We start from the raw sequence: 16,211 nt of genomic DNA, 5'->3' as shown, positions 1-16,211 counted from the left end.
GCACGTCATAGGAGGTTTATTCATGTGGACGGTGATCTATATAGCTCCTACTGCGAAAATTGCAGAGCGGATTAAACAGAGGCTGACGGAAGAAGGTTTTCTCGTTCAAGTACGAGGCATCTCTTTATCCAAAAATCAATTCGAAATTGTTGTTCCCGAAGGGGAGCTGGAAGAAGTACAAGAAGTGCTCAATTCTATTTTACATAGATAGTTAAAGTAGAACTAAGAACTGTGGCTTGTCAAGGAAGTTAGATCATAGCCAAGTAGAGGTGGAAATGTGCTAAAGGATTTATTTCAAAAGCGAAAATATGCAACGATTCCTTCCGAGAGAACAAAAAGGGAAATTCCTGAAGGTTTAATGAATAAATGCCCGAAGTGTGGCACGATTCAGACTAGCAAAGAGCTTGAGAAGAATCTTAAAGTGTGTACGTCTTGCGGTTATCATTATCGATTAAGTGCATCAGAACGGATGCAGCTTACGCTCGATGAAGGCCAATTTGTTGAATTTGATGCGGATATGATTTCTGAAGATCCCTTGCAGTTTCCTGATTACGTCGAGAAATTGGACAAAGCGAAGAACGCAACGAAACTTCAAGATGCGATTATAACTGGTCAAGGAACGATTGGTGGATATCCGGTAATCGTTGCTGCGATGAGCTTTGATTTTATGGGAGGTTCGCTAGGTTCCGTTGTCGGTGAGAAAATGACGAGAGCCGTCGAAATTGCGATTGAGAAAAAACTTCCGATTATCATTTATTCAACATCTGGTGGCGCTCGTATGCAAGAAAGTATTCTCAGCCTTATGCAAATGGCCAAAACAAGTGCAGCATTGTCCAAGCTCGGCGAGGAAGGCGGATTATTCATATCAATCATTACAGATCCGACTTTCGGCGGTGTTTCGGCGAGCTTTGCGATGCTTGGTGATATTATTATTGCTGAGCCGGCAGCTTCGTTTGGTTTTACGGGCCGCCGCGTTATCGAACAAACGATTAAGCAGAAGCTGCCTGATAATTTTCAAACATCTGAATTCAATCTCGAGCATGGTCAGCTCGACAAGGTCGTCTGCCGCAAGGATATGAGACCGACCTTAATTAAGCTGCTCGACATGCACGGAACGAAGGAGGAGGCGACTTATGGCGGGTGAAATGCCGTTTGAACAGCCACTGGCGGAACTAAAGAGTAAAATAGCTGAGCTGCGTAAATTTGGGGCAGAGAAGCAAATCGACTTTTCAGAAGAAATTCGTCGCTTGGAAGAGAGATATGCTCAGCTTGAGGATGAACTATATGCCTCGATGTCGTCTGCAGAGAAAATGCAGCTGGCACGTCATCCGCAAAGACCAACGACTATCGATTATATTCAATCGATTTTTACTGATTTTATCGAATTTCATGGGGATCGCCTCTACGGTGACGACCTAGCTATTGTTGGTGGACTAGCGAAACTGAACGGGGTTGCCGTGACGGTCGTTGGTCATCAAAAAGGGAAAGATACGAAAGACAATATCGCACGTAATTTCGGATGTCCGCATCCGGAAGGGTTTCGTAAAGCACTGCGTTTGATGCGCCAAGCGAACAAATTTAAACGTCCAATCGTGACATTTATCGATACGAAGGGAGCATTCCCTGGGAATGCTGCGGAAGAACGCGGCCAAGGAGAAGCGATTGCCAGAAACTTGCTGGAAATGGCGTCTTTTCGTGTGCCGATTATCTGTATTGTCATTGGCGAAGGCGGCAGTGGTGGTGCCTTAGCGTTAGGTCTAGGTAATAAGGTGTTAATGTTGGAGAATGCGATCTATTCGGTTATTAGTCCTGAAGGCGCAGCTTCGATTCTTTATAAAGATGCTTCCAAAGCATTGCACGCAGCAGAAGCTATGAAAATTACGGCCGATCATATCCTAGAGCTTGGTGTGATCGACGGTATTATACCGGAGCCCAAAGGCGGCGCTCACCGGGATTTAGCAACGCAAGCCGAACATATTAAATCAGCGATCTGGGAACAGCTTCAGCCTCTGATAAATTTGAACGAACAGGAGCTGCTCGATGACCGTTACCGTAAATTTAGAGAGATCGGTCGGTTCACATTCACTCAGGAGGGTAACAGTAACCATGCGTAAAACGAAAATTGTCTGTACCATTGGACCAGCAAGCGAATCACAAGAAAATTTAAAGAAGCTTCTAGAAGCGGGCATGAACGTAGCTCGACTTAATTTCTCCCACGGAGATTTTGAAGAACACGGCGCACGTATCCGCAACCTTCGCGCTGCATCCGCTGAGACAGGCAAAATAGCTGCTATTTTGCTTGATACCAAAGGACCAGAAATCCGTACAGGTAAGCTAAAAGAAGAGCCAATTGAGCTTGTTCAGGACAAGCACATCATTTTGACAACAGAAGAAATTCTTGGGGATACAGACCGTATCTCTGTTACGTATGCAAACCTGCCGCGTGACGTTAAAGTCGGATCGACGATTCTGATCGATGACGGTTTGATTGGTCTTACGGTTGTTGATATTCGTGGAACTGAGATCGAGTGCCGCATTGTCAATGGCGGAACGATCAAAAGCAAAAAAGGCGTTAACGTACCAGGAGTGAAAATCAGTCTTCCAGGTATTACTGAAAAAGATGCGAATGATATCGTGTTCGGTATCGAACAAGGGGTAGATTTCATCGCAGCTTCTTTCGTACGTAAAGCAAGCGACGTTATGGAAATTCGTGAATTGTTGGAGCGTCACAATGCTTCGCATATCCAAATCATTAGTAAAATCGAAAACCAAGAAGGCGTTGATAACCTAGACGAAATTCTTGAAGTTTCCGATGGTCTGATGGTTGCTCGTGGGGATCTTGGTGTTGAGATTCCAGCTGAGGATGTTCCAGTTGTCCAAAAGCAAATGATCAAAAAATGTAACATCGTAGGTAAACCGGTTATTACGGCTACGATGATGCTTGATTCCATGCAACGTAACCCGCGTCCTACACGTGCGGAAGCAAGTGACGTAGCAAATGCGGTATTCGACGGTACGGATGCTGTGATGTTGTCTGGTGAGACAGCGGCTGGGAAATATCCAGTTGAATCCGTTGAAACGATGGCTCGTATTGCTGAGCGTGCAGAAGCGGCATTGGAATATAAAGAAATTTTCCTTCGTCAAGCACAAGCACAACAAGTTACAGTTACAGAAGCGATTTCGCAAGCAGTTGCTAACTCCGCATTGGAGTTAGGTGCTAAAGCAATTTTGACTGCTACAGAAAGTGGCTACACAGCGCGTATGGTATCCAAATACCGTCCGAAATCCCCGATTATTGCTGTTACGCCTAGCGAGCATGTGATTCGCCGTTTATCCCTCGTATGGGGTGTTATTCCGGTGATGGGCGTGCAAGCGAAAACGACAGATGAGCTATTCAACCTAGCGGTGGAAAGCTCCATCAAAACAGGTATCGTTGCCCTCGGTGATATCGTTGTCATCACAGCAGGCGTGCCAGTTGGCCGCTCTGGAACAACGAACTTGATCAAGGTTCATCACGTTGGTGAGATGATCGCCAAAGGCACTGGTATCGGTATGCAAACGGCAACGGGTATTGTTGTAACGGCACGCACACCAGAAGAAGCTAACGCGAAAATGGTAGACGGTGCTGTGCTTGTAACGGTATCAACGGATAAAGAATACATGCCGGCTGTCCAAAGAGCTTCTGCATTGATTACGGAAGTGGGCGGCATCACGTCTCACGCGGCAGTCGTTGCACTTAGCCTTGGTATTCCAGTCATCGTAGGCGTAGAAAACGCTGTTGAAATAATCAAAGATGGTACAGAAGTGTCCATCTACCCAGAAGTAGGCGTCATCTACTCCGGTCAAGCTAGCGTTCTTTAATTGATAATGAAGAGTGAAGTGAGATTTCGATCTTGCTTCACTCTTTTTTGCGTCTACGGCGCCAAATTCTTAGCTCATGCCTCACCTATGATATAATGGAATCACCAAGTATCTCAGGAGGATTTTCACATGAGTCAGGAACGGTGGCATCAACATCAGCTGCGTGTGCGCTATCAGGAGACGGATCAAATGGGGGTCGTGTACCATGCGAATTATTTGACCTGGTTTGAAATAGGACGAACGGAGCTCATTCGATCCTTAGGTTATCCCTATAGCAAAATAGAGGAAAAGGGTCTCCTGCTTCCCGTTACGGAAGCCGATCTCAAATTCAAAAAGCCAGCGCGCTACGATGATTTGGTAGGAATTTATACACGGGTGTCACTCATGAGCAGCGTTCGGCTGCAATTTGCGTATGAAATTCGACGCATGCATGACGATTTTTCTGAAGAATTATTGGTTACAGGAACATCTGGACATGTTTGGGTGAATCCTTCTTGGAGGCCAGTACGTATAGAGAAGGAAGCGCCAGAATTGTGGCAGCTCATTGCGAAGTATTCTGAAGGAGGCTAAACCTATGTTCCGCCTAATTATTGCTATTTTTATTCTCGTGCCTGCGATTGAAATTACACTGTTGATCATGTTAGGACATCTGATTGGGGGTTGGATGACCTTCCTGTTAATCATAGCGAGCGGCTTCTTAGGTGCTTACTTTGCTAAGCGCGAGGGGCGCAAGGTGATGGAATATGCGAAGTTTGAGTGGTCGCAAGGTCAGCTGCCAGCGCAGCAAATACTGGATGGGATCTGTATTTTCCTAGGGGGCATTTTGTTGATTACGCCGGGCTTCATAACGGATATTTTGGGTTTCCTGCTCGTTTTTCCTTACACGAGACCGATATTCAAAGTGCTGCTGCTGGCCATCATTCGCAAACAAATCGGAAAAGGCAATATGCACATTATCCATCGCAGATAAGTGGTCATGTCGGATCGTTCTCTCCTGCGCAACCAAAAGGCTCGGTCATCCTCCTATTCGGAAGGTGCCGAGCCTTTGTGTATGTATGCCGCGATATCATGAAAGATTCTCGCTCGATAGAATGCGGTGATGAGGATAAGTGATACAGGACCAACGATAAGTCCCAACAGCCCGAATAGTTTTAAACCAACGAACATGGCAATGAGTGTAGCTAGTGGGTCTAGCCCGACTGAAGAGGCAAGCACTTTGGGCTCCATAATTTGCCGCGCAATCACAATAACACCATATAAGACACTAAGTCCGATGCCAAGCACAATGTTACCTTGCGCAAAGAAAACATATAGAATCCATGGCACCATGACGGCACCTGTTCCCAGATACGGCATCAGGTCTGCTAAGCCAGTTAACAAGCCTATGGTTATGGCATAATCTACACGGAGAACGAGCAGACCTATGATCACTACTAACGCAGTGAGCGAAACGAGAATTAACTGAGCTTTTATATAACCGAACAAAGCTTTCTGCAAATCTGTTCGGATTAACTTTGTCGTTTTAACAATCATATCAGAGAAAATGCCTTTATATCGTTTGATCAGCCCATACCAATCTTTACTGATGAAGAAGGTTGCCAACATAACGATGATGGTGATTGTTGCGATGTTAGGCAGTGAGGTCAGGAATGCTTTTAGCGCAGCGAATATGTAGGTGATTACCAATTTACTTATGTCGGCAATCGAGCCTGCTGTGGAAGAAAGATTGGTGTTAACCGTTTCCTGATATTTAGGATTATTTTCAAAAAACTCATTGACGCGCTCGATCCATTGTTGGAAGGTGATTGAATTAATGAACACATTAAATTGCTCTACCCAGCGGTTGATTTGAAGCTGAATGTTATCCGCAAGGGAGCCTAGTTCTACAATAATATTGGCAACGAGTAAAGTGATTGCAGTGACCATTGCACCTAGGAATAGGAGCATCGCTAATGTAACAGACAACCATCTAGGTAACTTCAATTTGAATTGAAAAAAATTAACAACCGGATTTAGCATAAGTGCGATGATCCAACCAAAAATAAAGGGGTAAATAAGTGGAATGATATAGTAAAAGACAATTGCCAATAGAACGAGAATTATCGCCACCCAAATGCCCCTAAGAATTTGGTGGACCAAGCGCGGATTTAGGATACCCATGGAAGGAATCACTCCTTGTTTGAAGTCTAATTTATTGTAACATGAACATGGATAAATACGGAAATATCATGATATTTACAAAATCTTAATATATTGAAATACGGGGAATTGGATTGTCGCCCCCTTAGACCCATAGTACAATGAAGATAGAAGATGACTAAAAATGGGGAAATATTGGAGGATTTATGAGTATTGCGCGCGAACCAGAGCTGAAGGAAGTAAAAGAACTCAAAGAAGTCAAAGAGATTTCAACCAAGTACTTAAATCGTGATTTGAGCTGGATCGAGTTCAATTGGCGTGTGCTTGAGGAAGCGCAAGATGCGAGTACACCACTGCTAGAGCGTGTGAAATTTCTGTCGATCGTATCGAGCAACCTCGATGAATTCATGAGTGTTCGTGTCGCAGGACTCAAGGATCAAATTAAAGCGGGCTATACCAAAAAAGATTTTACGGGCTACACGCCTGCAGGACTTATTAAACGTATTATGAAACGTACGGCGAAGATGGTTACCGAGCAGTACAAAACGTATCGTGAAGTAACGCGGCTTTTGACGAAGGAAGGCATCGTATTTACCGAATATGAAGATCTGAATACGTCTCAGAAAAAAGCCATGGATGCCTACTATCATGATATTATTTTTCCCGTGTTAACGCCGATGGCTGTCGATCAAAGTCGCCCGTTTCCGCTTGTACATAATCAATCTTTATATTTGGCGGTATTACTTGTGCGTGAGGGAGAAGATTTGGATGAAGAACCTTTTTTCGCTATCGTCCAAATTCCTAGCAACTTATCTCGCTGCATTCCTGTACCTACTCGTTCGAATAGTAAAAAGACCGAATTCATATTATTGGAAGAGCTGATCGAGCACCACATTCAGTCCCTTTTCAGTGGATACATACCCATTTCCGTGCATGGCTTCCGAGTTACGCGTAATGCGGATTTAACGCTCAATGAAGAAGGAGCAGAGGATTTACTGGAAGAGATCGAAAAGGAGCTTAGGCGCAGGCGCTGGGGCTCTCCAGTGAGGCTGGAGGTGCAAGAAGGGATCCATCCCTATGCTTTGGCGCAATTACAGGATGAGTTTGAGATCGAAGAACAAATCTTCGAGATTGACGGACCCTTGGACATTACTTACTTTATGAAGCTGGCTAACACGTTAAATGGCTTCGATAATCTTCGCTATCCACGAATTGTAGCCAAATATCCAATTGAATTTGAGGATTCAGCGGATTCTGGCGACTTTTTCAGCATTCTTAAGACGAAAGATGTACTTGTGCATCATCCTTATGAGACGTTTGACGCTGTAACGGACTTTATTATTCATGCCGCATACGATCCACACGTCTTGGCGATCAAAATGACACTATATCGAGCGAGCGGTAATTCCCCGATCATTCAAGCGTTAGCCAGAGCCGCGGAGTCTGGTAAGCAGGTGACGGTCGTGGTCGAGCTCAAAGCAAGATTCGATGAAGAACGTAATATTGCCTGGGCCAGAATGCTGGAGAAATCGGGCTGTCATGTGGTATACGGGCTTGTTGGACTCAAAACGCATGCGAAGATCACGTTGGTCGTTCGTCAAGAAGAGAATACGCTTCGTCGTTACGTCCATGTTGGGACTGGTAATTATAATGACAGCACAGCTCGCTTGTATACGGACGTGGGATTGTTCACATCGAATACGGTCATCGGGGAAGATGCTTCTGTGCTTTTCAATGAAATTACGGGCTACTCTGCGCCACATGATTGGCAGTCTTTTGCTGTTGCACCGACGGATTTAAAGGATAAGCTTTTCGAGCTGATTGCTCGTGAATCTGCGCATGCGAGGGCAGGCCGACCCGCTCAGATTATTGCGAAAATGAACTCCTTATCGAATCAGGAAATGGTGGATGCGTTATACGCGGCGTCACAGGCGGGCGTGAAAATTGAACTCATTATCCGGGGCGTATGCTGCTTGCGGCCAGGTGTGCCTGGTCTAAGTGAGAATATTACGGTTCGGAGTATTGTAGACCGATTTCTGGAGCATTCACGGATTTACTATTTCGAAAATGGCGGGCATGTCGATGTCTATCTGTCTTCGGCAGATTGGATGACGCGTAATTTAACTCGGCGAATTGAGCTGATGTGCCCGGTTCTGGACCGTGAAATGAAGAAAATGATGATTCAAATCTTGAACGTGACGCTCCATGATAATGTCAAAGCGAGAGAGCTGATGCCGAACGGCATGTATACGCGCATAAAAAATGAACTGACCCCTTATCGGAGCCAGTTCGAGGCGATGCGTATTACTTCATGGAAAAAAATCCGGCTTGAGTCGTAAGCTTGAGTCCCCAGATTTTATCGAAATCTTTGGTGAATGAGCTAAGCTCCTTAAGTTCCAGTTGCGGGTTGTGCAGACAGAGCAATTTAAGACTCATCGCTGTTTCACTTCGTTGGATCTGCAGCTCTTGGATCGGCTGAGTCTCACTAAAATCCATGGAGATGGCAAGCTTTAGGATAGCACCTAGCTTCATAATTAATGTTGTATCGGATTCCCGTAACAGGTCCTTGTATGCAAGAGCCTGCTGCTGGGTCCGATTTTTTGTTTTGAACGTTGCGATAAGTGAAGCGATGACAATCTCACGATGACTTAGGCCATCGATATGAGCTTCTTGGATCATATATTCGGTGTGCTTGAGATACTGGTAGTAATGAACGCTTACGCCTATGCGGTACAGTAGAGCAGCTGTGTGAAGCAACAGCCTAGCCCGCGCTTCAAAATCTGTGGATGGAGCTAGCGTATCATACATTTGCATGGCCAAGGTATCGACATGACGGACGTGCTTGACAGCCCCATTAGGATGGAGTGTGAGCACGTTTTGGATGCTCGCTTCTAGGACATCGCTTTTAATGGGTTGCTTCGGATTATACGTTTCAAAGAAAAGACCGTCACGCAAGCCAGACCCACTTATGACACAGGCAGACGATTTCGCTGCTTCAAAGATGGTCTCAAGAATGAGTAGACCAGGTACCATAATATCAGCTCGTTCTTTGGCGAGCCCGTCTATTTTCTTTCTTTTATCGATTGGCATGGAGGATAAAAGATTTGAAAATTCCTGAATCTCACCAGGCTTCATGACGTAATTATGGGCAAGCTGGAGCGGATATTTATTGCGCTTACGACTCATTTTACCGAGTGTTCGGATCGTCCCTCCTAATCCAACCATGGTAAGATCTGGGGAAGAAGTAATCCAAGGGTGAGAGGCAATCGCCGCTTGCACCATCTTTCGAATATCAGCGATCTCTTGTTCGGTCAAATTATTACCTTTCATATAGTGGCGAGTGGTATTCACAGCTCCGAAAGGAAAGGAGACACTGTGTACCAATTCCCTATTTTTTAAAAGGGAGACCTCCGTACTGCCTCCCCCGATATCAATGATCATGCCATCACGTATATCCATAGAGTTGATCACGCCAAGATAACCGAAGCGCGCTTCCTCAAACCCGCTCAAAACCTCTATCTGCAAGCCAGTTTGCTCATTAAGGATACGAACGATATCCGCGGTGTTGGCAGCGTTCCGAACGGCTGCTGTTGCAACGGCTCGAACGGTTGTTACAGCTTGGGACTGGCATAATAAGGCATAGTGGGTTAAGATAGGAACGATCGAAATAATATCCTTGCTATGTAAAAGGCCATCAGGCCCCATACGTTCACTCAGTCTTGCGGAATCTTTATGCTCACTCACGACGCGATAAGCGCCCTGGGCATTTATTTCATAAATGACAAGTCGGATGGAGTTGGATCCGATATCAATGATGCCAATCCTAGCTGCATGGTTGCTCATAATGTCGCTCCTTTTCACGAATTCGTTGGTTACATTGTATCAATCTCGATCTATGTCTACAAATTTTTCCTCGCCTACTGAATAATTCAGTGAATTTAACAAAAACTTGTATCGTGTGTTTGGGAGTTAAGGGCGAAAAATGGTGTGAAAATTCCGCCAAAAAGAATTTCTATGGTAGTGATAATGAAGTTTTATGTCCTCTTTTGTTCACTTACCGAGTAAAATACTTTATTATTAAGAGAAGAAAACAGCAATATTATGCTAATAGAGTAGCTAAGGAGAGATTCCCATGTCTGCAACCAAAGGTTTAGAAGGAATTGTAGCCACAACCTCGTCGATCAGCTCCATTGTAGATGGCGTGCTTACGTATCGCGGGATTGATATTGATGACCTCGCAGAAAATGCGACTTTTGAAGAAGTCATTTACTTGCTTTGGTTCGGTAAGCTGCCTACGCAAGCTGAGCTAGAGAAATTGCAAAGCGATCTGAACGCATACAGCAAAGTACCAGATGCGGTAATTGACCTCATTCGTACATTCCCGAAAGATGTTAACTCCATGGCAGCGCTTCGTACAGCGGTTTCTGCACTTGCGCTATATGATGACGAAGCTAATGATTCCAGCACGGAATCCAATGTGCGTAAAGCGATCAAGCTGCAAGCACAAATTCCAGGAATTATCGCAGCTTTCGCACGTATTCGTGAAGGCAAAGAGCCAGTAGCTTCTCCAGGATATTCTTCTGTAGCTGCTAACTTCTTGTTCCAACTAACAGGAAACGAGCCGGATAAAGTTGCGATCGAAGCGTTGGACAAAGCATTAGTCCTTCATGCTGACCACGAGTTGAATGCATCCACATTCGCAGCGCGTGTAACTGTTGCAACACTAACAGATATCTACTCCGGTATTACTTCCGCAATCGGCACACTTAAAGGACCTCTTCACGGTGGTGCGAACGAAGCGGTTATGGTGATGCTTGAAGAGATCGGTACTGTTGAGAACGTTGTTCCTTACATTAACGATAAATTAGAGCGTAAAGACAAAATCATGGGCTTTGGTCACCGCGTATACAAAAACGGCGATCCTCGTGCAAAGCACTTGCAAAAAATGTCTTACGAGCTAGGCAAATTAACGGGCAACTTGAAATGGTACGAAATGTCCATTAAAGCAGACGAGTTGGTAACAGGCCTTAAAGGCTTGAAACCGAACGTAGACTTCTACTCGGCATCCGTATACACAACCTTGGAAATCCCGCGTGACTTGTTCACACCGATCTTCGCGATCTCCCGTACATCCGGTTGGGCTGCTCATATCCTTGAGCAATACGAAAACAACCGTTTGATCCGTCCTCGCGCAGAGTACACAGGTCCGGTTAACCAAAAATATATCCCAATTGGCCAACGCTAATTGATATTGCTTCAAGCTCAAGGTGCGGGCAGTTCGGTACCCAACCTCAGGTAACTGGGGGAGTACCGCAACTCCCGTCACTTTTTGTGTGCCTAGCTATGCACATCGAATAAATAAGAAATGACTTCAACCCACTATTAGGAGGAACTAATCATGCCACAATTCGAAAATTACGAACTACCAACTGAAGGACAAAAAATCACGATCGAGAACGGTGTACTTCAAGTCCCTAACAACCCAATCATTCCTTTCATCGAGGGTGACGGTACAGGTCCTGACATCTGGGCAGCTTCCGTACGTGTGCTAGATGCAGCGGTTGAGAAAGCATACAAAGGCGAGAAAAAAATCGCTTGGTACGAAGTATTTGCTGGTGAGAAAGCATTCAACAAATTCAACAACTGGTTGCCGAACGATACTTTAACAGCTATGCGCGAGTACATCGTGTCCATCAAAGGACCACTTACTACACCAATCGGTGGCGGTATTCGTTCCCTGAACGTAGCACTTCGTCAAGAGCTTGATCTTTACGTATGTTCCCGTCCAGTTCGTTACTTCAATGGCGTTCCATCCCCAGTTAAACGTCCTGAACTAGTTGACATGGTTATTTTCCGTGAAAATACAGAAGATATCTACGCGGGTATCGAGTGGGAAGCTGGTTCCGAAGCCGTTAAAAAAGTAATCTCTTTCTTGCAAAATGAAATGGGCGTTAACAAAATCCGTTTCCCAGAAACGTCAGGTATCGGTGTTAAACCAGTATCCTCCGAAGGTACGGAGCGTTTGGTTCGCGCTGCTATCGAGTACGCGATCAAGCATGGTCGTAAAACGTTGACTTTGGTACACAAAGGTAACATCATGAAGTTCACAGAAGGAGCGTTCAAAAACTGGGGTTACGAGTTGGCTGAGCGTGAATATGCGGACAAAACATTTACATGGGCACAATACGACCGCATCAAAGAAGCAGAAGGCGCAGAAGCAGCGAACAAAGCACAAAAAGATGCTGAAGCAGCTGGCAAAATCATCGTAAAAGATGCGATTGCTGATATCGCTCTTCAACAAGTTTTGACTCGTCCTACTGATTTCGACGTTATCGCTACATTGAACTTGAACGGTGACTACCTGTCTGATGCACTTGCTGCACAAGTTGGCGGTATCGGTATCGCTCCAGGAGCTAACATCAACTACTTGACTGGTCACGCGATCTTCGAAGCAACACATGGTACAGCTCCTAAATACGCTGGTCTTGACGTTGTTAACCCAGGTTCCGTTATCCTTTCCGGCGTTATGTTGCTTGAGCACCTTGGTTGGTTGGAAGCAGCTGAGCTGATCTACAAAGGCTTGGAAACTTCTATTAACAATAAAACAGTTACTTATGACTTCGCACGTTTGATGGAAGGCGCGAAAGAAATTAAGTGCTCCGAGTTCGCGAACGAAATCATCAAAAACATGGCTTAATTTGTACACAAAGTTGAGTTAGACTAAGAAATGAGGAGGTATATTTTAAATGGCAATTCGTCGTAATAAAATTACCGTTGTTGGCGCGGGCTTCACAGGTGCTACTACTGCTCTAATGCTAGCTCAAAAAGAACTTGGTGACGTTGTTCTACTCGACATCCCACAACTTGAGAACCCTACTAAGGGGAAAGCTCTTGACATGCTTGAAGCAGGTCCAGTTCAAGGCTATGATGCTCAAATCACTGGTACATCCAACTATGCGGATGCTGCTGGTTCCGACATCGTGATTATCACAGCAGGTATCGCTCGTAAACCAGGGATGAGCCGCGACGATCTTGTTAATACAAACGCGGGTATCGTGAAATCCGTTTGTGAGAACGTAAAAGAAGTTGCTCCTGATTCCATCGTGATCATCTTGAGTAACCCAGTTGATGCGATGACTTACGTAGCTTACCAAGCGCTTGGTTTCCCTAAGAACCGCGTTATCGGTCAATCCGGTGTTCTTGATACGGCTCGTTACCTGACGTTTATCTCCCAAGAGTTGAACGTATCGGTTGAGGATGTTAAAGGTGTAGTTATCGGCGGACACGGCGATGACATGGTGCCACTTGTACGCTACACATACGCTGGCGGCGTTCCAATCGAGAAGTTGATTCCAGCAGATCGCATTGAAGCTATCGTTCAACGTACACGTACTGGCGGCGGTGAGATCGTTAACCTTCTTGGTAACGGTAGTGCATACTACGCTCCAGCAGCTTCTCTTGTGCAAATGACAGAAGCGATCCTTAAAGATAAAAAACGTATCATTCCTACAATCGCTCTTCTTGAAGGCGAGTATGGCTATGATAACCTGTTCATGGGTGTTCTGACGGTTCTTGGCGCTAACGGCATCGAGAAAATCATGGATATCGAATTGACGGAAGCAGAAAAAACAGCTTTGGACAAAACAGCTGAATCCGTACGCAACGTAATTAAGGTTGTAGCGGGTTAATCCATAGAAATGAAGGACCAACCTCCTAAGTATTAGGAGGTTGGTCTTTTTTTGTGGTGATGCACAAAAAGTTGTTGTTTTTGTAAATTAACTTCCAAAAGCTATCCGATGAGCATGGCCTATGATACGCTATGTATAGCCAAAATTACATTGGTTAATACTTCCATAGGATGGTGGGAATTGATGTTGAGAAGAAGTTGGTTTGGCAAGAAAAGCTGGCGAAGATTCTGTGTTACCGCGGCAATATCTAGTACATTGTTAAGCGTCGTACCGCAAGCATGGGCAGAAGGACCGAATGATCCAGCCCCATCGATTACCCCTGCATCCCCCAATGGAAAAAAGGTATTGTTTGATAATACCCATGGTCAAACGGCAGGAGCTGCCGACTGGGTCATTGATGGCGGCTTTTCTGATTTCGCGAATACGCTAGGGAATGCCGGTTATTATGTCAAGGAATTACGTAAAAGCACGGCGATTACACTCTCGGACTTATCTGCTTATGATGTTTTCGTCATTGGGGAAGCCAATATCCCATATAAAACCACAGAACAGAGCGCTATGCTGCAGTACGTGCAGGCTGGCGGCAGTATTTTCTTCATTGGAGATCATTACAATGCGGATCGGAACAAAAACCGTTGGGATGCATCCGAAGTATTTAATGGTTATCGTCGTGGCGCTTGGACGAATCCAGCATTAGGTATGAGTGCTGAAGAAGCGGCATCTACGGCGATGTCTGGGGTTGCGAGCTCAGATTGGTTATCGACAAACTTTGGCGTCCGTTTCCGTTACAATGCGCTAGGTGATATCACAGCTAACAATATTGTGACAGGTACGCAAGGATTTGGCATTACAAGCGGTGTTTCCACGATGGCGATGCATGCAGGATCCACACTAGCCATTACAAATCCTAACACAGCGAAGGGTATTGTCTATTTGCCGTCTACGACGACGAAATGGGCAAGCGCGGTAGATCAAGGGGTGTACAATGGCGGAGGCGTAGCGGAGGGACCGTATGTTGCGGTATCGAAGGTAAGCGCTGGTAAAGCAGGTTTCATCGGTGACTCTTCACCCGTTGAGGATGCGACACCCAAATATTTGAAGGAAGAGACCGGTGGGGCAAAAACGACGTATGCGGGCTTCCAGGAGCAGAACGATGCGACCTTGCTAGTTAATATGGTCAATTGGTTGGCAACCAAGGAAAGCTATACGAGCTTTACACAGGTAGCTGGATTAACGCTTGATACGGCGACAACGCTCTACTCATGGGAACAGCCAGCGAATACGACAGAGCCGCAGGCAGAACCATGGGCGACACCGGCAACGGGATACAAGTGGTATGATCCGACTACATTTAAAGCAGGATCTTATGGGGTTCCATCGTCCACGAATACAACCGATCCCTTTGCTTTCATTCACCAAACTCAGTTGCCGAATCATTATGTATTCCAAGTGAAGATCATTATGAATGGGCTAGCTGCTAATTCAACGACAACGGGTTATAATCTTGGTATTTATAATGGCTCAGGGACGCAAGTCGCGAAGGTACAGAATAGTGACGGTACATGGCCATCCGCATATGGATACAGTGCTAGTTTCTCCATGACAGCCAATGCAAGCGGCCATGCGGAGAAGATTGTGAATGTCCAAATTAATACGACAGCTTCTGGCGCAGCCAACATGCGGATAAGACAAAATACAACGAATAAATTTACAGAAGCCGTTACGATTGCGGATGTTGCTGCGGAGCCGCTGCCATAGGGTGTTGTTAGAGAGTGAAATGTAGGTAAGTTAAAATGTAAGTATAGTTCTCTAAATAGCTCCGGTTTCCTGTAAAATGAATGTTCTTAGCATGAATTGACATTGGAGGACCGCAAGGTCACTCCAGTGTCAGTGCTCGAGGGCTTTCCATGGGAGAATTGGGGTTGTTTTCTGCGCAATTGGTCACATTTTTATGGAGATATGGTGAATTAGCCGATATATTGACATCGCTTTCTTGTTACACCCAATACGATTCTGTATACTAAAAGAGAACGATTCTAATTAAAATTTGCGGAGGTAGACTCAATGTACCATGTTATGATTTTTTTACATGTAATAAGTGCTCTAATGCTTGGCTCTTATGTTGTTTTCCCTTTCATTGTGGGACGAGCTGGTAGCTTATCTGGTGCAGCACAAGAAGGATTCATGGGATTGTTAGCTACGATGAACCGAGTTGGTCAATTTTCTTTGATCGTTACCTTCCTTTCCGGCGGTGCAATGGTTAGTCAAATCGACCCTATGCCGTCTGCTTTGTGGATGGCGCTGGCTGTGATTTTGTTAGTGATTGTTGGGGCTGTAACTGGCATGATCGGTGGCAGAATCAAAAAGTTAAAAGCCAACAGTGCTGCAGGGAAAAGTACAGCATCTGATGCTGCTAAAATCAAAACCTTCAGCTGGATCGCTTCTGTAGCGGTTATTCTTGCTATTTTAATAATGACAAATCCTCAAATCTTGTCATAGTCTAGAGATGAGAAGAACCTCCTG

At 45.2% G+C, this 16,211-nt stretch carries 14 protein-coding genes; 12 read left to right on the top strand and 2 right to left on the bottom strand.

Features of this window, described 5'->3' with window-relative positions; translation table 11 throughout:
- The first annotated feature begins 22 nt into the window (after positions 1–22).
- The 6 genes from AC58P7_RS11145 (at position 23) to AC58P7_RS11120 (ending at position 4,831) form a co-directional block, all read left to right on the top strand.
- Positions 23–211 (top strand): hypothetical protein, encoded by a 189-nt coding sequence (locus AC58P7_RS11145; protein WP_028554922.1) that lies wholly within the window; start codon positions 23–25, stop codon positions 209–211.
- Positions 212–277: 66 nt separating this feature from the next.
- A complete protein-coding gene (accD, locus tag AC58P7_RS11140) occupies positions 278–1,144 on the top strand; it encodes an acetyl-CoA carboxylase, carboxyltransferase subunit beta (RefSeq protein WP_497342728.1) in 867 nt (288 codons plus the stop codon).
- Positions 1,134–2,114 (top strand): acetyl-CoA carboxylase carboxyltransferase subunit alpha, encoded by a 981-nt coding sequence (locus AC58P7_RS11135; RefSeq protein ID WP_497342726.1) that lies wholly within the window; start codon positions 1,134–1,136, stop codon positions 2,112–2,114. Before accD ends, AC58P7_RS11135 begins: the two co-directional genes overlap by 11 nt.
- A complete protein-coding gene (pyk, locus tag AC58P7_RS11130) occupies positions 2,107–3,861 on the top strand; it encodes a pyruvate kinase (protein ID WP_497342724.1) in 1,755 nt (584 codons plus the stop codon). The genes AC58P7_RS11135 and pyk overlap by 8 nt, the downstream gene beginning before the upstream one ends.
- A gap of 129 nt (positions 3,862–3,990) precedes the next feature.
- A complete protein-coding gene (locus AC58P7_RS11125) occupies positions 3,991–4,431 on the top strand; it encodes an acyl-CoA thioesterase (RefSeq protein ID WP_497342722.1) in 441 nt (146 codons plus the stop codon).
- A gap of 4 nt (positions 4,432–4,435) precedes the next feature.
- Complete coding sequence (locus AC58P7_RS11120; RefSeq protein WP_497342720.1) at positions 4,436–4,831, top strand: FxsA family protein; 396 nt, start codon at positions 4,436–4,438, stop codon at positions 4,829–4,831.
- A gap of 53 nt (positions 4,832–4,884) precedes the next feature.
- On the opposite strand, the gene ytvI is transcribed toward AC58P7_RS11120, so the two are convergent.
- The gene (ytvI, locus tag AC58P7_RS11115) at positions 4,885–6,021 is read right to left on the bottom strand and encodes a sporulation integral membrane protein YtvI (RefSeq protein ID WP_497342719.1); all 1,137 of its coding nucleotides are present in this window, start codon (positions 6,019–6,021) and stop codon (positions 4,885–4,887) included.
- A 185-nt stretch (positions 6,022–6,206) separates the two neighbouring features.
- On the opposite strand from ytvI, the gene ppk1 reads away from it, so the two are divergent.
- Entirely contained in the window at positions 6,207–8,339 is a 2,133-nt protein-coding gene (ppk1, locus tag AC58P7_RS11110; protein ID WP_497342717.1) for a polyphosphate kinase 1, read from the top strand.
- Here ppk1 and AC58P7_RS11105 read toward each other — a convergent pair.
- Complete coding sequence (locus AC58P7_RS11105; protein WP_497342715.1) at positions 8,305–9,843, bottom strand: Ppx/GppA phosphatase family protein; 1,539 nt, start codon at positions 9,841–9,843, stop codon at positions 8,305–8,307. The genes ppk1 and AC58P7_RS11105 overlap by 35 nt on opposite strands.
- Before the next feature lie 289 nt (positions 9,844–10,132).
- Between AC58P7_RS11105 and citZ the strand changes: the two genes are divergently transcribed.
- The 5 genes from citZ (at position 10,133) to AC58P7_RS11080 (ending at position 16,187) form a co-directional block, all read left to right on the top strand.
- Positions 10,133–11,245, top strand: coding sequence for a citrate synthase (gene citZ, locus AC58P7_RS11100; protein WP_497342713.1), 1,113 nt, complete (start codon positions 10,133–10,135; stop codon positions 11,243–11,245).
- Between the two features lie 153 nt (positions 11,246–11,398).
- On the top strand, positions 11,399–12,697 hold the full coding sequence (gene icd, locus AC58P7_RS11095) for an NADP-dependent isocitrate dehydrogenase (RefSeq protein WP_497342711.1): 1,299 nt from the start codon (positions 11,399–11,401) through the stop codon (positions 12,695–12,697).
- 49 nt (positions 12,698–12,746) lie between these two features.
- Entirely contained in the window at positions 12,747–13,688 is a 942-nt protein-coding gene (mdh, locus tag AC58P7_RS11090; RefSeq protein ID WP_497342709.1) for a malate dehydrogenase, read from the top strand.
- Positions 13,689–13,871: 183 nt separating this feature from the next.
- Complete coding sequence (locus tag AC58P7_RS11085; RefSeq protein WP_497342707.1) at positions 13,872–15,446, top strand: DNA-binding protein; 1,575 nt, start codon at positions 13,872–13,874, stop codon at positions 15,444–15,446.
- A gap of 306 nt (positions 15,447–15,752) precedes the next feature.
- The gene (locus tag AC58P7_RS11080; RefSeq protein ID WP_497342705.1) at positions 15,753–16,187 is read left to right on the top strand and encodes a hypothetical protein; all 435 of its coding nucleotides are present in this window, start codon (positions 15,753–15,755) and stop codon (positions 16,185–16,187) included.
- The last annotated feature ends 24 nt before the right edge of the window (positions 16,188–16,211 follow it).

Source organism: Paenibacillus sp. J22FR5, assembly GCF_059691975.1.
This window is presented reverse-complemented; position numbering and strand designations above follow the sequence as displayed.